Annotated in this window: 20 protein-coding genes and 1 other RNA gene; 14 read left to right on the forward strand and 7 right to left on the reverse strand. The window is 64.1% G+C overall.

From position 1 onward, the window contains the following. Positions 1–25: 25 nt before the first annotated feature. The 4 genes from HMPREF2617_RS08440 to HMPREF2617_RS08455 all read left to right on the forward strand — a co-directional run bounded on the left by HMPREF2617_RS08440 (position 26) and on the right by HMPREF2617_RS08455 (position 3,192). Positions 26–949, forward strand: a complete 924-nt coding sequence (locus HMPREF2617_RS08440) for a D-ribose ABC transporter substrate-binding protein (RefSeq protein ID WP_070614617.1) — start codon at positions 26–28, stop codon at positions 947–949. Next, positions 949–1,317, forward strand: a complete 369-nt coding sequence (locus HMPREF2617_RS08445) for an RbsD/FucU domain-containing protein (protein ID WP_070422137.1) — start codon at positions 949–951, stop codon at positions 1,315–1,317. The genes HMPREF2617_RS08440 and HMPREF2617_RS08445 overlap by 1 nt, the downstream gene beginning before the upstream one ends. 61 nt (positions 1,318–1,378) lie before the next feature. Beyond that, an RNA gene (rnpB, locus tag HMPREF2617_RS08450) (RNase P RNA component class A) lies at positions 1,379–1,780 on the forward strand. Between the two features lie 26 nt (positions 1,781–1,806). After that, entirely contained in the window at positions 1,807–3,192 is a 1,386-nt protein-coding gene (locus HMPREF2617_RS08455; protein ID WP_070840516.1) for an RNB domain-containing ribonuclease, read from the forward strand. A gap of 14 nt (positions 3,193–3,206) precedes the next feature. Here the strand turns inward: HMPREF2617_RS08455 and HMPREF2617_RS08460 are convergent, their stop codons facing one another. Next, entirely contained in the window at positions 3,207–4,388 is a 1,182-nt protein-coding gene (locus HMPREF2617_RS08460) for a galactokinase family protein (protein WP_070840517.1), read from the reverse strand. Between the two features lie 84 nt (positions 4,389–4,472). Between HMPREF2617_RS08460 and HMPREF2617_RS08465 the strand changes: the two genes are divergently transcribed. Then, positions 4,473–4,679 carry a hypothetical protein gene (locus HMPREF2617_RS08465; RefSeq protein WP_070614615.1) on the forward strand — a complete coding sequence of 69 codons (207 nt, stop codon included), beginning with the start codon at positions 4,473–4,475 and terminating at the stop codon, positions 4,677–4,679. An 18-nt stretch (positions 4,680–4,697) separates the two neighbouring features. Here the strand turns inward: HMPREF2617_RS08465 and HMPREF2617_RS08470 are convergent, their stop codons facing one another. After that, positions 4,698–6,299 (reverse strand): CYTH and CHAD domain-containing protein, encoded by a 1,602-nt coding sequence (locus HMPREF2617_RS08470; protein ID WP_070840518.1) that lies wholly within the window; start codon positions 6,297–6,299, stop codon positions 4,698–4,700. 142 nt (positions 6,300–6,441) lie between these two features. Between HMPREF2617_RS08470 and HMPREF2617_RS08475 the strand changes: the two genes are divergently transcribed. The 6 genes from HMPREF2617_RS08475 to HMPREF2617_RS08495 all read left to right on the forward strand — a co-directional run bounded on the left by HMPREF2617_RS08475 (position 6,442) and on the right by HMPREF2617_RS08495 (position 14,066). After that, positions 6,442–7,776, forward strand: a complete 1,335-nt coding sequence (locus HMPREF2617_RS08475; RefSeq protein WP_070840519.1) for a glutamine synthetase family protein — start codon at positions 6,442–6,444, stop codon at positions 7,774–7,776. After that, on the forward strand, positions 7,776–10,784 hold the full coding sequence (locus HMPREF2617_RS08480) for a bifunctional [glutamine synthetase] adenylyltransferase/[glutamine synthetase]-adenylyl-L-tyrosine phosphorylase (RefSeq protein WP_070840520.1): 3,009 nt from the start codon (positions 7,776–7,778) through the stop codon (positions 10,782–10,784). The genes HMPREF2617_RS08475 and HMPREF2617_RS08480 overlap by 1 nt, the downstream gene beginning before the upstream one ends. 35 nt (positions 10,785–10,819) lie before the next feature. After that, the gene (locus HMPREF2617_RS08485; protein ID WP_070422144.1) at positions 10,820–11,086 is read left to right on the forward strand and encodes a hypothetical protein; all 267 of its coding nucleotides are present in this window, start codon (positions 10,820–10,822) and stop codon (positions 11,084–11,086) included. Positions 11,087–11,377: 291 nt separating this feature from the next. Beyond that, positions 11,378–12,817 carry a threonine synthase gene (gene thrC / locus HMPREF2617_RS08490; RefSeq protein ID WP_070422145.1) on the forward strand — a complete coding sequence of 480 codons (1,440 nt, stop codon included), beginning with the start codon at positions 11,378–11,380 and terminating at the stop codon, positions 12,815–12,817. A gap of 16 nt (positions 12,818–12,833) precedes the next feature. Further along, the gene (locus HMPREF2617_RS12125) at positions 12,834–12,992 is read left to right on the forward strand and encodes a hypothetical protein (RefSeq protein ID WP_168161888.1); all 159 of its coding nucleotides are present in this window, start codon (positions 12,834–12,836) and stop codon (positions 12,990–12,992) included. Positions 12,993–13,001: 9 nt separating this feature from the next. Further along, positions 13,002–14,066 (forward strand): S1 family peptidase, encoded by a 1,065-nt coding sequence (locus HMPREF2617_RS08495; RefSeq protein ID WP_246821183.1) that lies wholly within the window; start codon positions 13,002–13,004, stop codon positions 14,064–14,066. A gap of 26 nt (positions 14,067–14,092) precedes the next feature. Here the strand turns inward: HMPREF2617_RS08495 and HMPREF2617_RS08500 are convergent, their stop codons facing one another. Then, positions 14,093–14,857: a hypothetical protein gene (locus tag HMPREF2617_RS08500; protein WP_141763038.1), complete on the reverse strand. Its 765-nt coding sequence runs from the start codon at positions 14,855–14,857 to the stop codon at positions 14,093–14,095. Positions 14,858–14,884: 27 nt separating this feature from the next. Between HMPREF2617_RS08500 and HMPREF2617_RS08505 the strand changes: the two genes are divergently transcribed. Both HMPREF2617_RS08505 and HMPREF2617_RS08510 read left to right on the forward strand, forming a co-directional pair. Beyond that, positions 14,885–15,409, forward strand: coding sequence for an NUDIX hydrolase (locus HMPREF2617_RS08505; RefSeq protein ID WP_070422147.1), 525 nt, complete (start codon positions 14,885–14,887; stop codon positions 15,407–15,409). After that, positions 15,406–15,969, forward strand: coding sequence for a glycoside hydrolase family 25 protein (locus tag HMPREF2617_RS08510; protein ID WP_070840522.1), 564 nt, complete (start codon positions 15,406–15,408; stop codon positions 15,967–15,969). Before HMPREF2617_RS08505 ends, HMPREF2617_RS08510 begins: the two co-directional genes overlap by 4 nt. On the opposite strand, the gene HMPREF2617_RS08515 is transcribed toward HMPREF2617_RS08510, so the two are convergent. The 3 genes from HMPREF2617_RS08515 to glnA all read right to left on the reverse strand — a co-directional run bounded on the left by HMPREF2617_RS08515 (position 15,966) and on the right by glnA (position 19,376). After that, positions 15,966–16,952, reverse strand: a complete 987-nt coding sequence (locus tag HMPREF2617_RS08515; RefSeq protein ID WP_083323257.1) for a TDT family transporter — start codon at positions 16,950–16,952, stop codon at positions 15,966–15,968. The genes HMPREF2617_RS08510 and HMPREF2617_RS08515 overlap by 4 nt on opposite strands. 214 nt (positions 16,953–17,166) lie before the next feature. Continuing rightward, on the reverse strand, positions 17,167–17,697 hold the full coding sequence (locus HMPREF2617_RS08520) for a VIT1/CCC1 transporter family protein (RefSeq protein WP_208856598.1): 531 nt from the start codon (positions 17,695–17,697) through the stop codon (positions 17,167–17,169). A gap of 212 nt (positions 17,698–17,909) precedes the next feature. Beyond that, the gene (gene glnA / locus HMPREF2617_RS08525; protein WP_371326013.1) at positions 17,910–19,376 is read right to left on the reverse strand and encodes a type I glutamate--ammonia ligase; all 1,467 of its coding nucleotides are present in this window, start codon (positions 19,374–19,376) and stop codon (positions 17,910–17,912) included. 45 nt (positions 19,377–19,421) lie between these two features. On the opposite strand from glnA, the gene HMPREF2617_RS08530 reads away from it, so the two are divergent. Next, a complete protein-coding gene (locus HMPREF2617_RS08530; RefSeq protein WP_070422150.1) occupies positions 19,422–19,901 on the forward strand; it encodes an RDD family protein in 480 nt (159 codons plus the stop codon). A 28-nt stretch (positions 19,902–19,929) separates the two neighbouring features. On the opposite strand, the gene HMPREF2617_RS08535 is transcribed toward HMPREF2617_RS08530, so the two are convergent. Beyond that, on the reverse strand, positions 19,930–20,721 hold the full coding sequence (locus HMPREF2617_RS08535) for a DUF4191 domain-containing protein (RefSeq protein ID WP_070450834.1): 792 nt from the start codon (positions 20,719–20,721) through the stop codon (positions 19,930–19,932). Positions 20,722–20,738: the final 17 nt, after the last annotated feature.

The raw sequence follows: 20,738 nt of genomic DNA on the forward strand, positions 1-20,738 counted from the left end.
TTCACAACTTCAAGGAGACCCCGAAATGTCTTTCGCTCGTAAGGCCACCGCCATCGTTGCTGCTGCGGCCATGACCCTGTCGCTTTCCGCCTGCAACCGTGACTCCGCCGACGAGGGCGCGGTCACTCTGGCGCTGTCCACCCAGACCAACCCGTTCTTCGTCCAGCTTCGCGACGGCGCCCAGGAGAAAGCCGACGAGCTCGGCATCGCCCTGAACGTCCAGGATGCTTCCGATGACGCTGCGACCCAGATCGACCAGCTCAACAATGCGATCACCTCCGGCACCGACGCCGTGATCGTCAACCCCACCGACTCCGACGCCGTCGTCCCGGCCGTCGAGGCCCTGAACAACGCCAGCATCCCGGTCGTCGCCGTGGACCGCTCCTCCAACGGTGGCGACGTCGCCTCCTTCATCTCCTCGGACAACGTCGCTGGCGGCAAGCAGGCAGCCGACGAGCTGGCCAAGGCCATCGGCGAAGAAGGCGAGATCCTGATCCTGCAGGGCATCGCCGGTTCCTCTGCCTCCCGCGATCGTGGCAAGGGCTTCAAGGAGGGCATTGCTAACTACCCGAACATCAAGGTTGTCGGCGAGCAGACCGCCAACTTCGACCGCACCGAAGGCCTGAACGTGGCCACCAACCTGCTGCAGGCGTACCCGAACGTGAAGGCCATCTTCGCGGAGAACGACGAGATGGCTCTCGGCGCTATCGAGGCGCTTGGTGATCGTGCCGGTAAAGATGTGAAGGTCATTGGTTTCGACGGCACCATCGACGGGCTCAAGGCGGTCACCGACGGCCGCATGCACGCCACCATCGCTCAGCAGCCGGGTGAGCTCGGCGCCCGGGCGGTTGAGGAGGCAGCGAAGCTGCTTCGCGACGAAGACGCCACCGCCATCGTCCCGGTCGACGTTGTCACCGTGACCAAGGAAAACGTAGGCGACTTCGAGTAATGCGCAAGACAGGCATTCTCAACGCCCAACTGGCCCGCGCGATCAACGGCCTCGGCCACACCGACACGTTCGCCGTGGCGGACTGCGGCCTGCCCATCCCGGCCGGGGTAGAGGTCGTGGACCTCGCGCTGGTCTTCGGCGTGCCCCGCTTTGCCGATGTCGTCGAAGCGATTCTGGATGAGGTTGTGGTGGAAGGTGCGGTCGTCGCTACGCAAGCGCCCGATGAGGTCGCATTACTTTGCGACGACCCCACCCGCGTCGACCACGAACACCTCAAACAGGCCCTTGCGGACTGCAAGTTCGTGGTCCGCACGGGGGAGACGACCCCGTACGCCAACATCATCTTCCGCAGCGGGGTCCCGTTCTAACCCGGCGTGTTTGTGGCGGTTCCGCTCTCACGCCCTAAAGGCGTATGCTTTAGACCGCGAATGAGCCGGCCGGGCGGCCGCGGCGGCGCGAACCACCTCAGCATTGAGGCAGGCGCACGTCGAGGAAAGTCCGGACTCCACACGGCACGGTGGTTGCTAACAGCAACCCGGAGCGATCCGCGGGAAAGTGCAACAGAGAGTAGACCGCCCCGCCTTGTGCGGGGTAAGGGTGAAAGGGTGCGGTAAGAGCGCACCGGCATGCGTGGCAACACGTGTGGCCAGGTAAACCCCACCGGGAGCAAGGCAAGAACCCCTGCGCGTGCGCAGAGGTCGTCGGATGTGATGAGGCTGCCCGCCCAGTCCGAAGGTAGCTGCTTGAGGCACCCAGCGATGGGTGACCCAGATGGATGGTCGCCACCCCGCTTGCGGGGGACAGAATCCGGCTCATAGGCCGACTCATTCGCCCACTTCGTGGCACGATGGCGTTTTATGAAGCTCTACGCCGCACCCCTGAACTTCCGCGCCATTGCGCGCGAATTCGACGTGCCCACCGACTTTGCGCCATCGTTGCACGCAGAGGCCTCGGAGTTGGTGGACCGTTTCGCAGATGTGCGTATCGACGCCCGCGATATCCCCTTTGTCACCATCGACCCGGCCGGCTCTAAAGATTTGGACCAGGCCGTATATGTGGAGCAGCGTGCCGGTGGCGGGTATCGGGTGCGGTATGCGATTGCGGACGTGGCGGCGTTCGTCGAGAGTGAATCCGGCGTGCACGAGGAGTCGCTGCAGCGCGGCCAGACGATCTACCTGCCCGACGAGCCGGCACGCCTGCACCCGGAGGAAGTCTCCGAAGGGTCGGCGTCGCTTTTGCCTGACGTGGACCGGCCGGCCGTGCTGTGGACCTTCGACCTGGACGGGGAAGGGGAGGTCGAGTCAGCCCACGTCGAGCGCGCACTCGTCCACTCGGTGGCGCGCCTGGATTACGAGGGCGTGCACGCCTCCCTCACGGATGGCTCGGTGCACCCTTCGATTGCGTTGTTGCCGGAGGTAGGCCGGTTGCGTCAGCAGTCGTCGCTACGCAGGCACGCCATCAACCTGCGCGTGCCGTCCGTGCGCGTGGCCCGCGACGGGGACGCCTACGAACTCGCCATTGAGCCACGCCATCCGATCATGGACTACAACTCGGAGATCTCCCTGCTCACCGGCATGGTCGCAGGACAGATGATGGTGGACGCCGGCGTGGGGTTCCTGCGTACCCTCCAGCCGGCGTCAGCGGAAAGCGAGGCCGAGTTCCGCCGCGAGGCCCGCAACCTGGGCTTCGACGTCACCGGCGACATTGGCGAGTTCTTGGCCGGCGTGGACGCGGACACCCCGCACGGCATGGCCGTCATGCGCGAAGCCCAGAAACTCCTGCGCGGCTCCGGCTACGTCGACCTGTCCGAGGACGCTCCCGAGGTCCACGCCGGGATCGGTGGCTACTACGCCCACGTTACGGCGCCGCTGCGCAGGCTTATCGACCGCTTCGCCACCGAAGTCTGCCTTGCCATCTGCGCCGGCACACCCGTGCCGGAGTGGGTCACCCGCGACGCCGCACGCATGCTGAAAACCATGGGACGCTCCTCCCAGTTGGCCAACACCGTGGAGAAAGCCTGCCTGCATCTGACCGAAGCGACGGTGCTCGAGCCGTGGGTAGGCCACAACTTCGACGGTGTGACGCTGAAGTCCGGCGAGGAGCAGTCCCGCGTGTTCATCGTCGACCCGCCAGTGCTCGCCCCTTCCGCCGGTGCGCCCGAGGAAAGCGTATCCACGAAGTTCTCACTCGTCCACGCCGACACCGACGCCCGCGAGGTCGGCTTCGCCTGGCCCGCGGACTAGCGCTGGACTAGCGCTTACACCTCGAGGCGGGCGACCTCACCCGGGGTGATCTCCACGACCTCGAGGTCCTTCGCCATGGTGGCGGCGAACGTGTCGGCGTCTTGCACCGGCACGAACGCGATCACCGCGTCGGAGGTGCCCGTGGCGGCTGGGCGGGCAGCGACGGCACCACGCTCGCGCGCCAGGGCGACCAGCGCGTCCGGGGTGGTCAGGTCGTGGGCCTCGGCGGGGGAGTTCAGCAGCGTGAACAGTTCGTTGGCGCGCCGGGAGCGCAGCGCCTTGGCAGCGGCAAGGGAGCGCAGCGTTTCGGTTTCGCAGAACTGCACCCACTGGCGGGCAACGTCGGGATCGGGTGCAGTCTCATCGCCGACGGAGCGGCGCGCCTCGACCCACTGGACGACGCGGTTGGTGGCATCGGGCAGTTGACGCAGGGATTCGACGCCGAAGTTGGAGCAGGCGGCGTCGATAAACTCGCGACGGTTCGCAATCGCCTTAGTCTGCACGTCGTACGGCTTGCCCAATTCCTTGGCCAGGGAGAACACGCGCACGCCGTGGCGGGCGGGGTGGGGCGCTTCGGTCAGTGACCCGTCGGCGTAGTCGAGAACACTTACGCCTGTGCCACCGCCACGCAGGGCCACGGAGTGGCGAGCGCGCAGCACCGCCAGCGATGAGTAGGTGGCTACGGCGTGCGAGCAGATCTCCGCGAGCCGGGTGCGGAAGGGGGCGGTATCGATGTCGCCGTGACCGCCCGCCAACGCCAGCGCGATCGCGGCGTCGGCGGCGTACAGTGAGCCAAGACCGGCACCGAGCGGCACGTCGGACTCCACCGTAATGTCCAGGCCTGCAGTGTCGCGGGAGAGAACCTGGCGTTGGATCAGCGACTGCACCAGCCCAGTCCAGCGTCGTGCGAGCGGGTCCTCAATCTCGTCCTCGTGCAGCGCGGCCAGGGTTGTTTTGGCGGTGAAGTCGCCGAAGGGGCCGCGGGCGGTCAGGGCGATGGTGTCGTCGTCACGCGGGCTCGCCGCCGCAGCCGCACGTAGCGACGCCGTCCCAGCCAACGTCACACCACCAAAGTGGTCAACGTTCTCGCCGATCAACACCCACGTCGCCGGCGCGGACGCCACATGCCCGTCACCTGGGTGAGCTGCGCGGACGCGCTGGGCGGGGGAAGTTTTGGGGGTTTGAAATGCTGCCATTACACGCTCCTTAACGGCCACCACACTACCAACCGTCTCGGTAGGGTAGGGGCGGTAAAAGCAACGAACATAAAGGAGCAGATCATGGCCGACGAGCAGTACTACTACAACCCGTCCACCGGCGAGGTCACCCAGGGCAAGGAAGCATCCTGGGATAACCGCATGGGCCCGTACGCCTCGCGCGAGGAGGCCGAGAACGCGCTGGCGATCGCGGCGCAGCGCAACAAGGCAGCGGATGCCGCCGACGAAGCCGACGATGACTGGGGCGAGACCCCTTCTTGGGAGAAGTAAGCCCCGCCGGGCCGTGCGTTACGGCTTGATCTTCTTAAACGCCTTGCGTACTTCGCGCACGGTGTCGTCGTAATCACGAAGCGCTTCCTCACCGCGGTCGAGTTCGCGCTGGTAGAGCATGCCGTAGGAGAAGGTGTCCTCGCCGCGCTCACGGGCCTCGTTGGCGAGTCGCTCGATGCGGTCGCGTGAGGTCACCGCGTCCTGGAAGTCACCCAACTGGCTTTGCAGCGCCTTGCACGCCTTGGCCAAACGCCCTGCCTTCAGGCCTGCTTCCTGGGCGGCGACTGCGGAGTAGCGCAGCTTCTTGGCGGCCTTGCGCACGTCGTGGACGTAGTCCTCGCGCTCGTGCAGCGGCAGGGTGGTGTCGTCGTAGTATTCGGCGACCTTGTTGTGGCGCTTCTTCAACTTCTTGTAGCCGCGCTTGAGGTGGTCGTAGAGGACCTCCTTGGATTGTTTCTTCTCCGACTTGGCACCATCGGCATCCCCAGCGCCGCCAGTAACCGCCACCGGCGGCTCCGCAAGCAACGCATCTACGGCATCCAGCAGCGACATGAACCGCTCGGAGTCCAGCATCTCCACAATGTCGGCGTGGGCGGCCTCGTAGTCGTGGCGCATGTCGTGTTCGATGTGGGCGCGCGCGGTGTCGTCGATAAGACCAGACTCGTCCGAATCCAGCAGCGCGAGGAAACGCTCCTCCACAACCTCCGCATCGCGTGCCACTCCGAGCACGCCCGCGGAGTACTTCAGTTCATCCTCCAGCGCCGCGAGTGCTTCGCCTTCGAGGATGCCCTCGAACGTCTCCAGTAGGGAGCGCATCTCGCGGGTGGCCACGCGCAGTTGGTGGACGGAATCGAACTCATCGGCACGCACGCGTGGCTCCCAACCGACGATCGCATCGCGCTGTTTGCGTAGCGACGACACCACCGCCGCCGCCGGCGTCCCCTCCTCAACTTCGCCTTGGACGTGTGGGGGCAGGGGAGCGGACTTGATCGAATCACCAAGCGCGGTGGCCAACTTCGACGGCGAGGAGGACTTGCGCGCGCCCGCAGAGATCAGGAAGGACCCTGCCTGGGTAATCAGGTCATCGCCCGCCTCGGTGCCCGCAAGGGCGTCGGCGAGTTCGAGCTCCCATTCGCGCCAGGTGGTGCGCTCACCACCTGGAAGGAGGGACCAGGCGGTGACGTGGTCGTCGCAAAACTCCGCAACAGGGCGGCCCTCGCCTGCAAGCGTGATCTCTACGCGGCGGTTATCCACCTGGGCGATCGGCTCTAGCGGTTCCGTGCGCACAATGGCACGAACTTCCGAAAGGAGGGCTTCGGGCACGGTCGTGGGGTCGTCGAGAGGCATGCGCACCTCCTTGCGGCCACCCTCCTGCGGCAACTTGATGTGCCAGCCGTCATCCGAACCGCCGGTGCGGCGACGCAGCGTGATCTTGGAACGCGTCAGGCGTAGATCCGCAGTGTCGTAGTAGACCGCGGACAGGTTGTGCTCCTGCGTGGACTCAATCGACGTCACCCCCGGCAGTTGGATGAGATCTGGAATGCCGGTGTCCTCGTCCACCGCCAACTTGATCTCCACCTCAAGGAAGTTCTGGGGTGTCTGTTCAGCCTGTTCGGACATGATGTGTGTGCTCTCCTCACCGACGCGGGTTCGACATGTGATCGACGCAGTTTCAGCGCATGTAATGCCTCCGAGTCTAGCGCGCACGCCGATTTGCGCTTGGCCCGTTTTCGAATCGCGGCGCCCGCTACAGTTATGTGCCATGAGCGCCCAAACCGACAACGTGCTGCGACTCGTCGAGCAGCAAGACATTGCCTTTATCCGCCTATGGTTCACCGATATTTTCGGCTCGCTGAAAACGGTGATGATGTCGCCTGCGGAACTCGAGAGCGCATTCGAGGAGGGCGTGGGGTTTGACGGCTCCTCAATCGAGGGCTTCTCTCGCGTCTCCGAGTCGGACACGTTGCTGCGCCCGGACCCGTCGACGTACCAGCCGTTGCCGTTCGATGAGGACTCTGGTCTGCAGACCGCGCGCATGTTTTGCGACATCACCATGCCCGACGGCGGCCCGCTGTTCGCGGACCCGCGCCACGTGCTGCGCCGCCAGATCAACAACGCCCGCGACATGGGATTCGAGTTTTTGGCTAGCCCCGAAATCGAGTTCTACGTGGTCAAACCCGGCCAGGGCGACCAGCCACCAACACCAGCGGACAAAGGCGGCTACTTCGACCAGGCCAAACGCAACGAGGCCCCGCGCCTGCGACGCATGGCGGTATCCGCGCTGGAGTACATGGGCATTGTCACCGAGTTCTCCCACCACGAGGGATCCCCAGGCCAGCAGGAGATCGACCTGCGCCACACCGACGCGCTGACCATGGCGGACAACATCCTGACCTTCCGCTACCTGGTCAAGACCGTCGCGGAGATCAACGGGGTGCACGCAACCTTCATGCCCAAGCCATTCGGGGACCTCGAGGGCTCGGCGATGCACACGCACTTCTCCCTGTTCGAAGGCGACACCAACGCGTTCCACGATCCTGACGACGAAATCAGCCTCTCCAAAACCGGCCGTCAGTTCATCGCCGGCATTATCGAGCACGCCAGCGAAATCTCCGCGGTGACCAACCAGTGGGTGAATTCGTACAAGCGCCTCCAGTTCGGCTCCGAGGCACCCACCGCCGCGACCTGGGGCATTTCGAACCGTTCCGCGATGGTGCGCGTGCCCACCTACCGCCTGCACAAGGCGGAATCGCGCCGGGCGGAGGTGCGCTCGCTGGATTCTGCCTGCAACCCCTACCTTGCGTACGCGGCCATCCTCGCCGCTGGCCTGAAGGGGATCGAGGAAGGCTACGAGCTCGACGAGCCAGCACGCGACGACGTGTTCGCGCTGACCCGCCGCGAGCGCCGCGCCATGGGGTACCGGGACCTGCCGACCTCGCTCGATCAGGCGTTGCGCCACCTGGAGCGCTCCGAGTTCATGGCGGAAGTGCTTGGCGAGCAGGTCTTCGAATTCTTCTTGCGCGCCAAATGGCAGGAGTGGCACGAGTACACCTCGAAGATCACCCCGTGGGAGATCGAAACCGGGATTGATCTGTAGTGAAGCCCGCGAAACTTGGCCTGACCAGCCCGCGCGCCGCCGAGGACTTAGCCGAGCTCGGTTTTGATGCCGAGGAGCTTGGCTACACGTTGGCGGGTGCCGCGGATCCGGATCTGGCACTCAACAACGCCTACCGCCTGCACGAGGCGCTGGATTCGTGGGACGAGCTGCTTGCCGAACTGCGCGCGAACTCGATCTTCCGCACGCGCTTCTTCGCGCTGCTCGGTGGCTCGACAGCGCTGTCGGATCACCTCATTGCCAATCCTGAGCAGTGGCGATTGCTTTGCGACGACCTCCCGTCCCGCCCCGACATGTTCCGCGCCATGCTCGGCGCGGTTGGCGTGGATGCGGACGGGCCGGGCCTGTATCGGGCTGAGGTGGGTGAGGTTGGCGTCGCAAAGCAAAAGCTCCGTACAGCCCACCGCAACCTCGTGATGCGCGTTGCAGCCGCAGACCTGGCCGGCACTTTCGCCGCGGTGAAGGGCTTCGGCGAGGGCGAACCAATGACGTACGCCTACACCACGGACCGGCTCACGGACCTGGCGGATGCGGCGCTCACGGCGGCACTTGCGGTCGCGGTGCGGGAAGTCTACGGCGACGAGGACATCGACGCTGACCTGGCCGTGATCGCCATGGGCAAGTGCGGCGCGTGGGAGCTGAACTACATCTCGGATGTGGACGTCGTGTTCGTCGCCGAGCCTGTGACCACCAAGATCACGCGCGTGGCCAGCGAGATGATGCGCATCGGCTCCGCCTGCTTCTTCGAAGTGGACGCGAACCTGCGGCCCGAAGGGGCAGCCGGAGCCCTGGTGCGCACGCTTGATTCGCACGTGGCGTACTACAAAAAGTGGGCGCAGACCTGGGAGTTCCAGGCACTGCTCAAGGCCCGTCCGATGACCGGATCGATGGATCTGGGCCAGGCGTATTCGGACGCGTTGTCGCCGCTGGTGTGGGAGGCGTCCCAGCGCGACTCCTTCGTCGAAGACGTCCAAGCCATGCGCCGCCGCGTGCTGGAAAACGTGCCCGCAGACGTGCGCGACCGTGAACTCAAGCTCGGCCCCGGTGGGCTTCGCGACGTCGAGTTCGCCGTGCAACTCCTCCAACTCGTGCACGGGCGTATCGACGACACCCTGCGTGCCCGCAACACCCTCGAAGCCCTCGCCGACCTGGCCAAGGGAGGATACGTGGGCCGCGAGGACGCCAAGGTGCTCACCGACGCCTACGAGTTCTTGCGGCTGCTCGAGCACCGTCTCCAACTGCAGCGTTTCAAGCGCACCCATCAACTGCCGGAAGCAGACGACGAGAAACGCAACCGGTGGCTCGCCCGCGCCGCAGGCTTTTCTGCCGGCCCGCGTGGGTCCGCGCCTGATGCGATGAACCGGCACCTCAAGGCCATCCGCCACGAGGTGGCCACGCTGCACGAGCGTCTCTTCTACCGCCCGCTGCTGGACGCCGTGGTGGACCTCACCGTCGGCGAAGCAACACTTTCCGCTGCCGGTGTGAAAGACCAGTTGGCAGCCTTGGGCTACCGCCACCCGGCGCGCGCGTTTGACCACCTGACCGCGCTGATCAAGGGCACGTCCCGCAAGGCGAAACTGCAGGAGATCCTGCTGCCCACACTCATGCATTGGCTGGCCGACACCGCCGACCCCGACCAGGGCCTACTCAACTACCGCAAACTCTCCGAGGCAGCGGTGGATCGCAGTTGGTTCTTGCGCATGCTTCGCGACGAAGGCGTGGCCTCCCAACGTCTCATGCACATCCTTGGCACCTCCCCGTACACCTCCGACCTGATCATTTCCGCACCTGACGTGGTGAAACTGCTTGGGGATGGCTCCGCAGGACCGCGCCTGCTTGAGGTGGCTCCGGATCAGGTGCATAAGGCGATCATTGCCTCGGCGAAGCGCCACCAAGCCGACCCGGAGAAAGCGGTGTCGGTGGCGCGCTCCCTGCGCCGGGCCGAGTTGGCTCGTATCGCTGCCGCCGACCTGCTAGGCCTGATGGAGGTACGCCAGGTTTGCCTGGAACTGACCTACGTGTGGGACGCGGTGCTCGAAGCAGCGCTGCAGGCAGAGGTGTATTCGACCACTGCCGCCGCTGGTCTCGACGAGGCCCCCGCACGAATCGCCGTGATCGGGATGGGCCGGCTTGGCGGCGCCGAGTTGGGCTACGGCTCTGACGCCGACGTCATGGTGGTCACCGAACCAGCAGACGGCGTCGACGAAACAGAAGCCATCGCTTGGGCCACGAAGGTGCTCGACCAGATCCGTACCCGCCTGTCCAAACCATCCGGCGACCCGCCGCTAGAGGTGGACCTGGGTCTGCGCCCCGAGGGTCGATCCGGCCCTGTGACGCGCACCATTGCCTCCTACGTGCGTTACTACCGCGAGTGGGGCGAAGTCTGGGAGCGCCAAGCACTCCTTCGCGCCAACGTCGTCGCCGGCGACCGCGAGGTAGGGGAGCGCTTCCTTTCGGCCATCGCCGAGTTCCGCTACCCCGAGGCCGGCGCAACACCTGCCGATATTCGCGAGATCCGCCGCATCAAAGCCCGCGTAGACAACGAACGCCTGCCCCGTGGCGCCGACCGGGCCACCCACACCAAACTTGGCCGCGGCGCACTTGCCGATGTGGAGTGGACCGTCCAACTGATCACCATGGCGCACGCGCATCGTCATCACGAACTGCGCACCCCGTCCACACTTGACGCACTGGACTTCCTCGTGGAGCTCGACGACCCCGAGGTGCTTTCCGCCGACAAGGCGCGAACCCTGCGCACCGCGTGGCTCACCGCGACCCGCGCCCGCAACGCTATTGTGCTCGTCTCCGGCAAGCGTGAGGACCAGCTCCCCGCACCGGGCCCGCAACTGGCTCAGGTCGCTGGCTCTGCCGGATACGACCCCGACGACCAGCAAGAGTTTCTCGAGGACTACCTGCGCATCACCCGGCGCGCCCACCGCGTGGTGGAGGAGGTGTTCTGGGGCGAAAAGCAGTCTCTGGAATTCGACTAGGCGCGGCGGTTGCGGAATCAATAAGCTCTGTGGGCATGGCAGTGAACATGACTATCGACCTTGACAACGCAACCTTCGCCGACCTCGTCGCACTCGTCGACGCCGCCCGCGTCGCCGGCATCGACCCGTCCGCAAAGCTCGAACTCGACGACACGACGCTTAACGTCACCGTCGAGCCGAGCCCGCGCCGGGCATCCACACCGGAGCAGCCGAAGGAGCGCTCGGTGGCACCGCTTGGCGACGCCGCAATCCGCTCCGTCGTGGACATCCTCACCGGCCGCCAGGAGCCCCCGCGCCACTAGCGCAGAGCCACACCGGTGCAGCACCCCGCCGTCGCGCGCTCACGCACCACCGCCCCTCCAACGTTCATATGCAGGGCTCGATATGCGTAATTCCTGGTCACGGCTTTGGAGATACCTTTCATGCCGTTTTTCCGATTTTGCGCTGACCTGCAGTTACGCATATCGAGCCCTGCATATGAACGAATCGAGGCCCCACGACCGCACCAAAGTGCGGCTTTCCGGGCCTGCCGACGCTGAACGTAAATGCCCATTCCGGCCAAGGGCATACACCGATCACGTAGACTGCCCGGCGTGGACTTCATTTCGACGCGCGACGCAACTGCCCAGGCCCGTTCCTTCACTGACATCCTGCTCACCGGCTTAAGCCCGGACGGCGGGCTGTTTATGCCGGCGGTGTACCCGACACTTTCGCCGGCGCTTCTCGACGAGTGGCGCACCCTTTTGGCCAACGACGGCTACGCCGCACTTGCCGCAGAGGTATTGAAGCTGTTCGTCGATGACATCCCGGCAGCGGACCTTGAGGCGATTGCCAAGCGTGCGTACCGCACCCCGGTGTTCGCGGACGAGGAGATCGTGCCGGTTACGCGTCTGAACGACGGCCTGCACATCGCGCACCTCTCCGAAGGTCCGACCGCTGCGTTTAAGGACATGGCGATGCAGCTGCTCGGCGAGCTCTTCGAGTACGAACTCGGGCGCCGCGGCGAAGAGATCAATATTCTGGGCGCGACCTCGGGCGATACCGGCTCGTCGGCCGAGTACGCCATGCGTGGCCGCGACAACATCCGCGTGTTCATGCTCACCCCGGCCGGGCGTATGACCCCGTTCCAGCAGGCCCAGATGTTCGGCCTGGATGACCCGAACATTTTCAACATCGCGCTCGACGGCGTTTTCGATGATTGCCAGGACGTGGTCAAGGAAGTCAGCGCGGACGCGGAGTTTAAGTCGAAGTACTCGATCGGCGCGGTCAACTCCATTAACTTCGCGCGTTTGCTTGCGCAGGTGGTGTACTACATCGCCACATACCTCAAGACGACGAAGACGAACGAGGAGCAGGTTTCGATCTGCGTGCCTACCGGTAACTTTGGCAACGTGTGCGCAGGCCACATTGCCAAGCAGATGGGGCTGCCGCTTGATCGCCTGATCGTGGCGACGAACGAGAACAACGTCCTGCACGAGTTCTTCACCACCGGTGATTACCGCCCGCGTTCCGCAGCCGACACGTACGCCACCTCGTCGCCGTCGATGGATATTTCCAAGGCGTCGAACTTTGAGCGCATGATCTTCGACGCGCTGGACCGCGACGCGGACACCACCCGCGAGCTCTTCGGCACCAAGGTCAAAGAGGGCGGCTTCGCGCTGGACACCGATACGCTTGAGCGCATCACCGACAAGTACGGTTTCGGCTCGGGCACCTCGACGCATGCGGACCGCATTGCCACGATCAAGCGCATCAAGGACGAGTACGGCGTGGTTATTGACCCGCACACCGCCGACGGCGTGTTCGTGGCGCAGCAGCTGGCAGACAGCGTAGAAACTCCCATTGTTGTGCTGGAGACTGCGCTGCCGGTGAAATTCGCGGATACCATTGTGGAGGCAATTGGCGAGCTTCCGGAGGTGCCGGAGCGCTTCGCCGCGATTATGGACGCCGAGCGCCACGTTGTGGATCTGCCGAATGACGCCGAGCAGGTCAAGGCATTCATCGCCGACGCAATCGAGCGCACGGACGTCTAGGAAAGGATCCCCATCGATGGCACAAGAGCAGTTCGCAGGCCCTGAGCAGTACACGGAGTTCGATCCGGAGAAGTTCCTGCGCGACATCAAGATCCAGGCCGAGGAAGCCGCCAAGGGTGACAAGTTTTTTCTTGACGACGACACCGACGCCGAAAACTCCGACGCCGACAAGTAAGGCTCGCGCTTGACCTTCCCTGAACATCAGGCAGGCGGCGACAACCTGGCGCGGCGCTACCAGCCGGAGGATGGCCAGCAGTGGCAGTTCCCGGACATGCCCGGCGTGCCCGGCACGCCCGCGCAGCCTGCTCTGTCTGCGCCGCCCACTCAGCGGCGTACGGGTTTGCGGACCGGTGGGTGGATTACGGTGATCGTCGCAACGCTTGCTGCTGTTGCGATGGTGGTGTGGCTCGGGCTGACCACGAGCCAATTCCCAACTCCCACGGTGGAGGAGCGCCACGCGCTTGAGCGTGTGCAAACGCCGGATGAGGCTCCGCCTGCACCGGTGGAGGAGAGCAATGTGCTCGTGCCTGCATTCGCGCCGTGGGCGCCGGGTACGCGCATTCAGTCCACGGACCATTACCCGGAGCCGGGTGAGCACTTCACCGCTCAGTCGTGCACTGCAGCGTTCTCGTTTACTGGCGCTGACGGCCGAGCCTATGCCGTGACTGCGGGCCACTGCGGGCGTGCGGGTGACCTTGTGTGGCCGACGAATGCGGAGACCGCCTTCGACTACGCGCACGAGGTGGGCAAGTTCATCTATTCCGGCATGTACGGCGACGCGAATGAGGAAACGAGAGGTATCGATGTTGGCATCATCGAGATCACCGATGCCGAGCGGTTCATGGATGTCGTTGGTGCTCCGATCGCAACCGGTATCGCCAAGGACCTGCACGATCTCGACCGCGTGTGCAAAACCGGCGCGACCACCGGCTACACCTGCGGCAAGTTTGAGGCGACCCAGCGTGTGCAGATCGTGAACCTTGACGACGACGCCGAGGCCCAAACCCACGGCGACATCGCCTCCGTCTGCGCCGCTTCGGGCGACTCGGGCGGGCCAGTGTTCACCGAGATCAACGGCCGGGCCACGGTCATCGGAGTGGTCTCAGGCACCGAGGCTGGCCGTGCGGGGGAGGAGTGCTTCGAAGGCATGGAGGATCCGCTGCTGATGAGCTACTCCAACATCAACCAGGTGATGGCCGTGATCAACCACGTCGTGCCTGACGCGGATCTCGTGCCCCAGCGCTGGTAATCATAGCTGGTAATGCGCGCTGGTAGTTAGCGCTCGAGGCCCCACTTCTCGTTGAACGCCTCACCGGCGGGGAACGTCTTGGTGGACCTGCCGTCCTTCTTGTCGTTGTCCACCACGATGACCTCGTCGTCGTAGTAGCCGAAGAACGCGATGCGGTCGATCTCGTCGGGGCGGTCGAGTTGCTTCCACTGCCGCTCGAGTTGCTTCGCGTCGTAGCCGGTTGCTTCCGCGTCGGTCCAGATCAGTCTGATTTCGTGGAAGTTGTTCTGGGCGGGGTAGACGGCGAAGGACGCGGAGTCAGCGCCTTGGGCCACCGCGAAATCGAAGGTGTTTTGGATGGTGGTAGCGGGTATCGTCGCAAAGCAAAAGCCCCAGAAGTTCACCCGCATGCCGTCTGGGGTGGTCAGCTCGAGCGTGTCTAGGCAGTTCTGCTCGAGCAGGCGTGAGACGTGGCCGGCGAACTCGGTGGAATCGCTCATGACGTACTCGGCGAGATCGCCACGCGCCATCACACCAGTGTTGGTTTTGCCCACCTGCAGGTTCTGGATCAGGTGGGGGCGCACACTCGCCGCCACATTGGCAGGATCGGCCGGGGCCGGGTTAAACGGGCGCACCGGTTGTGGCAGGGACACCTCGGTGCTTTCCGCGTCTGCGGTGTATCGCAGCCCGAACACGGCCCCCACCACCGCGGCGACGACGAGTGCGCCGTAGACCGTGACAAACACCGGCGTGGGCACGCGCTGCAGGAAGGTGCGCGTGGGCTGTTCGGGTTCGGTCACGGAAGTGCTCATATCGGAAGGGATTGTACACTCGCACCCATGCCTATCCCGGAGTTCATTGTGGAAACCCGTAAAAAGATCGGCACCGACCTGATGTGGGTGCCCAGCGTGTGCGCGGTGGTGTTGCGCGATTCAGCGGACACCTCCGACTGGGCAGTGCCGGACGTGCTGCTCGTGCGCCGCGCCGACAATGGGAACTGGACCCCGGTGACCGGCATCGCGGACCCGAGCGAGGAGCCTCACATGGCCGCGGTGCGCGAGGTGCTCGAGGAGACTGGTGTGGAGGTCGAGCCGGCGGCAATCCTCGGCGTCGGCGTGGTTGGCCCGGTCACGCACGACAACGGGGATAAGGCGACGTACATGTCGGTGCAGATTCGTTGCGAGGCTACAGACCCCACCGCCGTGCCCATCGTCGGTGACGACGAGTCGATCGAGGTCGGCTGGTTCCCGATTTCCAACATGCCGGTGACCGACCCGAAGTGGCGCCTGACCATCGCCGATGCCGCAGCGCAGCGCCGCCACCCAGGCAGCTTTACCCCGCGCATGGGGCTGAAGAAGCGGTGAGATTCGGCGTCGACGTCTCCGAATACCAACGAGGCTTCGACTTCACCGGCTTCGACTTCGCCATCATCCGCACCACGGACGGCACCTACCGCGACCCGTGTTTTGAGCAATTGCTTCTCGACGCCACCACCGCCGGCTGCGACACCTCCACCTACCACTTTCTCCGCGCCCCCTCAGAGGGCACGACGGTGCAGCGGCAGGTGGAGGTGGCGTGTGAGGTGCTCGTCGATACGCAATTGCCCATGTGGCTCGACGTGGAGTCACCCGCGGGGCTTACGCTTGACGACGTCCACACCGCTGTAGAGTGCTTCACCCAAGCTGGCGTGGAAGTGGCCGGGGTTTACACCAACGCCTGGTACTGGCGCCGGCACATGGGGCTGGCCAGCCCTGCACAGTTTGGGGAACTGTGGCTCGCGCACTGGGGCGACAACACCGTGACGGACCCGGCGCAGTTGGGGAAGTGGCCGCGCCCGCTCGGGTTCCCGGAACCCGCGGTGTGGCAGTTCACCTCCCGCGGGCGCGTTGGCGGGATCGAGGTCGACCTCAACGTGGCGCGCTAGGCCGCCATCTGGCGCGCAGCCTTCGAGGTCTGGGGCGTCTGCGTCGACTGCGAGTTGTTGTCCCGGCGACCTTCGATAACCCAACTGATAAACCTGCTCGAGCACACCGTCCAGTGAGCGAGCAGCAGGAACGGAATTGCCAAGGCAACGGCGTCCAGCCACTGCGATCCGTTGACCAAGGCAACTTGGTGGCCGCCCATGCTCACCGTGCCCGGCGGGAAGGTGCACGACCACCAGGCGGGGGAGTACTGCGTCCAGCGTGCGACGTTGGGGTAGAAGGTGACCATGGCGTAGATGGCCAGCGGGATGGACAGCATAAGCGCCACGTAGCCGTAGTGGACCGAGAAGTAGCCGGGGTAGAGGATCTGCAACGCGGTAGTGGATTGGCCGATCACGCCGAGCGGCACCCATGCGGTCGCAGAGTTCGGGCCCGACAGATCAACCTCACCGTGCCAGGCAGCCCAGTAGACGCGCATGAACACCGGCACTGCGGTCAGCAGCGACATGAAGAAAAACACTGTGCCCATGACGTGGTAGATCTGCCCGTAGTCGCGGGCCAGCCAGCCGGCCACAGACGCGGAGATCATCGGGCCGACAAGCGGCAGCCCCCACGTAAACCGTGGTTTTCCTTCGAATCGCGTGAGTTGGATCGCCCAGGTCAAGGTGGTGACGGGCGCGCCGATCCAAAAGCCGACCAGGCGGTACACCGGCACATCCGTCAACCCAGACAGTGCGGCGCCGAGCGCGAGGATTCCGATGAAGAACATCGACCATTCCGCCATTGAGGTGCGTTTGAAGCTCGGCTGGCGGTATGTGACAAAGCCAACCACTAATACAACGAGGATTGCGGAGGCGATCGCTGCGAAGATGCTCGCGCCAAGCATCATGTTCTTTTCGACGAGCAGTCGCGACACGATCGACGTACCCATGAGGCTGCCGCCCCATGCGGGGCCGGCCGGAGGAAGTTGGCGGAGCTTGTTCATCACCCCATGTATGGTAATCCCTTTTGTTGTACCTGGCCATTCGGCAGTTCGGGATACTCATCCTCTGGCACGCGCAGGATGTCGGCGACGCTACCGATGTTATGTGAAGTTATGTGGTTTGTGTGGAGTTGTGTACTTTGTGTGGAGTTGTGTGGTTTGGGTGTTTTCCCACGTCAAACGGATACGATCCAAATCGCTACCGCCACTCTGGACACTAAAGTGCAGCGGCGCCGAAGAGCGAACCCACCGCAAAAGTCATCGCTAGGCCGAGTGTTCCACCGACGACGATGCGCAGAACCGGGCGGAGCACCGGGGAATCGCCAAGCTTTGCCGACAGTGCGCCGGTGAGTGCAAGCGCAACGAGCGTCACAGCGAAGATCGACACAATGCGGACGGACTCCGGCGCCAGTATCGCGGTCACAAATGGCAGCACCGCACCCAAGATGAACGACAGGAACGACGCGATACCGGCTGACCATGGATTGACCTGCTGGTGCTCCGCAAAGCCCATGGAGCGCTCCGAGTCGCGTTGCGACGACACCGAGACGTATTCGCCAAGCGCCATCGACACAGCACCACCAACGACGGCGGCCAAACCGGACATGGCAATCGTCGTCTGGTTCGCGGTCGCGCCCGCTACACCCACGACGACAGCCGCCGTGGAGACAATGCCGTCGTTCGCGCCAAGGACGGCCGCGCGGAGGCGGTTGAGCCGCTCGCTGGTGCCAGGCTCAACGTGCTGCATCGGGTGCAGGTCGTACACCACCGGGCAGTCGGCGGAGCAGTCATTGGGGCGTGCCATCAGATCAGTCATAGCGCCCACTATGAACCCATTGTTTTGCCTGCGCAAGCATGTATAGCCTGACCTTCCGCAGGTCAGGCTATACAAAGTTATCTAAGGCTTAGCGGAGAACGAGGCTATTTCAGCCACCATCGAGCCGCTGTTTTGCCTCTGATTTAGCAGTCGAAGTACATCTCGAATTCCTGCGGCGTTGGGCGGAGGCGCACCGGGGTGATCTCGTTGTCGTACTTCAGCTTGATGTAGGTCTCGATCAAGTCTTCGGTGAACACGTCGCCCTCGGTGAGGAAGTCATGGTCAGCCTCAAGCGCCTGCAGGGCAGCCTCAAGCGAGGTCGGTGCCTGCGGGATGTCCTTGGCCTCTTCTGGTGGCAGTTCGTAGAGGTCCTTGTCCACCGGGGCGTGCGGCTCGATGCGGTTCTTGATGCCGTCGATACCTGCCATGAGCATGGCTGCGAAGCCGAGGTAGGGGTTGCCCGACGGGTCCGGTGCGCGGAACTCGATGCGCTTCGCCTTCGGGTTCGCACCCGTGATCGGGATGCGGATGGCAGCGGAACGGTTGCGCTGGGAGTACACCAGGTTGATCGGGGCCTCGAAGCCCGGCACCAGGCGGTGGTAGGAGTTCAGCGTCGGGTTGGTGAAGGCGAGTACGGCACCTGCGTGCTCGAGCAGGCCGCCGATGTACCAGCGGGCGATGTCGGACAGGCCACCGTAGCCGGACTCGTCGTAAAACAGCGGCTCGCCGTCCTTCCACAGCGACTGGTGGGCGTGCATGCCCGAGCCGTTGTCACCAGCGAGCGGCTTCGGCATGAACGTGACGGTCTTACCGAACTGGGTGGCAGTGTTCTTCACGATGTACTTGAAGTCCTGCAGATCATCCGCCGCATGCAGCAGGGTGTTGAAGCGGTAGTTGATCTCCTGCTGGCCGCCGTTGCCCACCTCGCGGTGGAAACGCTCGATCTCAAAACCGGATTCAGCCAGGTTGCGCACCATCGCGTCGCGCACCTCGACGGTCTTGTCGTGCGGCGGGACGGGGAAGTAGCCACCCTTCACACGGTTCTTGTAGCCCAGGTTCGGGCCGCCATCGACGTCAGCCTCGGCACCACGGTTCCACCAGCCTTCTTCCGCGTCGATCTCGTAGAACGCAGTATGGGCGTCCACCTCGTAGCGGATGGAGTCGAACAGGTAGAACTCGGCCTCGGCGCCAATCGAGCAGGTGTCTGCGATGCCGGTGGAGCGCAGGTACTCCTCGGCCTTCTTGGCTACGTTGCGCGGGTCGCGCGAGAACGGTTCGTGGGTGAACGGGTCGTTGACAAAAAACTTCACGTTTAGCGTCTTCGAACCACGGAACTGGTCAAGCTTCGCGGTGGCCAGGTCCGGCATGAGCGTCATGTCGGACTCTTCGATCGTGGTGAAGCCGCGGATGGAGGAGCCGTCGAAAGCGAGGCCCTCTTCCATCACGTCTTCGTCGAACATGGAGGCCGGGATGGAGAAGTGGTGTTCGATGCCGGGCACGTCGGTGAAGCGCACGTCAACGAATTCCACCCCCTCGTCGACAATGAACTTTTTAACGTCTTCGATGTTGTCGAAGGACACGGGCGGTACTCCTCGTCGGTCGGCTGTCATAAGCGGTTACAAGTGTAGACCTGTACATCGCTAGGCTCATAGAGTATGGCTGCTAATCGACGACCTGACTGGCGCAACGGCCCAGAAATCCCTAATCAATTCAACGGCGAGGACCATCTGCCGTCCTATCCGGGGGAGTTCCTCGGCATGCCGGAGAAAGGTGCCGGCTCGCAAGCATCGGTGGCGCGACGCATGGGCGGGGTGCTCATCGACTGGACAATCTGCGCCATCGCCGCATCCCTGATCACCCAGAACACCTCAGCGTTGGGGGACAAGTACACGCTGACCTACCTGCTGTGGATCGTGCTGGGAATCCTGGGAGGCTGGTTGTTCGCCCGCACCCCAGGTATGGCTGCACTCGGCATGGGGGTGGCGCGTGTAGACGAAGAAGCGCCGGTGGGACTGTGGCGCGCAGCGTTGCGCACCGTCCTCACCGGCTTCGTGTTGCCCGCAGCGCTTGTCGACGCCGACGGGCGCGGCATGCATGACCGCGCCACCACCACAACAGTGATCCGTTCCAGGTAGCGAGCGGATCACAGGGGGGATTCTGGGGTTACTTTCCGCCCTTGCGCTCTTGCATACGGCGCATCTTGCGGTTCATACCCGCCATGTTCTGTGCCTGCTTTGGCAGTGGACCACCCGGCAGGCCCGGCATCTGGCCGTTGCGTGCGCGTGAATCCATTGCGTCCAACTTCGCTGCGAGGTTGTATACCTCGTTCTTCTGGTAGTTCTTCGGCAGCTTCAGCAGGTGCTTCTGCAGATCGCGAGTGCGCACCTGGTCTTCGCCTTCACCGACATACACCTCGTAGATCGGTACACCAGCCAGCAGACGGTCGACGCGCTTGTGCTCCTTGGACATCAGGGTCTTCAAACGGTTCGGGTTACCCTCGCCGACCAGGACCACACCCGGGTTGCCCACTACGCGGTGGACGGTGTCCATGGAAGTATTCGCCTGCACGCCGGTCTTAGTCAGCCACACGATGCCCATCGTGTTGCGCATGTTCTCCAGTGTCCAGCCGGCAGCGCCTGGGGTGTCGCCGACCTCTTCGTACATGGAGCGCTCCAGGCGACGGGAGAAGACAAACATTGCCAGCACGGCACCCAGAACGAGGCCGAAGACGAGCCAGAGCCACTTCATGCCCCACCACAGGCCGAGGAGGAAGAATAGCAACCCGACGCCGAGCACACAGGCCAGCATGATCGGGATAAGCGCCTTGTCGCGCTTACGCTGAATATTAAACGCCTGGACGATTTGCCCGCGCGTTGCCTTGCTCTTCGCGCGCTTCGCCGCGCGCTGTTCCTGTTTCGCAGCCTTTGCGGCTGCCTTGTCCTGCGTCTTAGCCATGGCCAATACTGTATGCC

The organism is Corynebacterium sp. HMSC070H05, from assembly GCF_001837615.1.
GTDB classification, from domain to species: Bacteria; Actinomycetota; Actinomycetes; order Mycobacteriales; family Mycobacteriaceae; genus Corynebacterium; species Corynebacterium coyleae.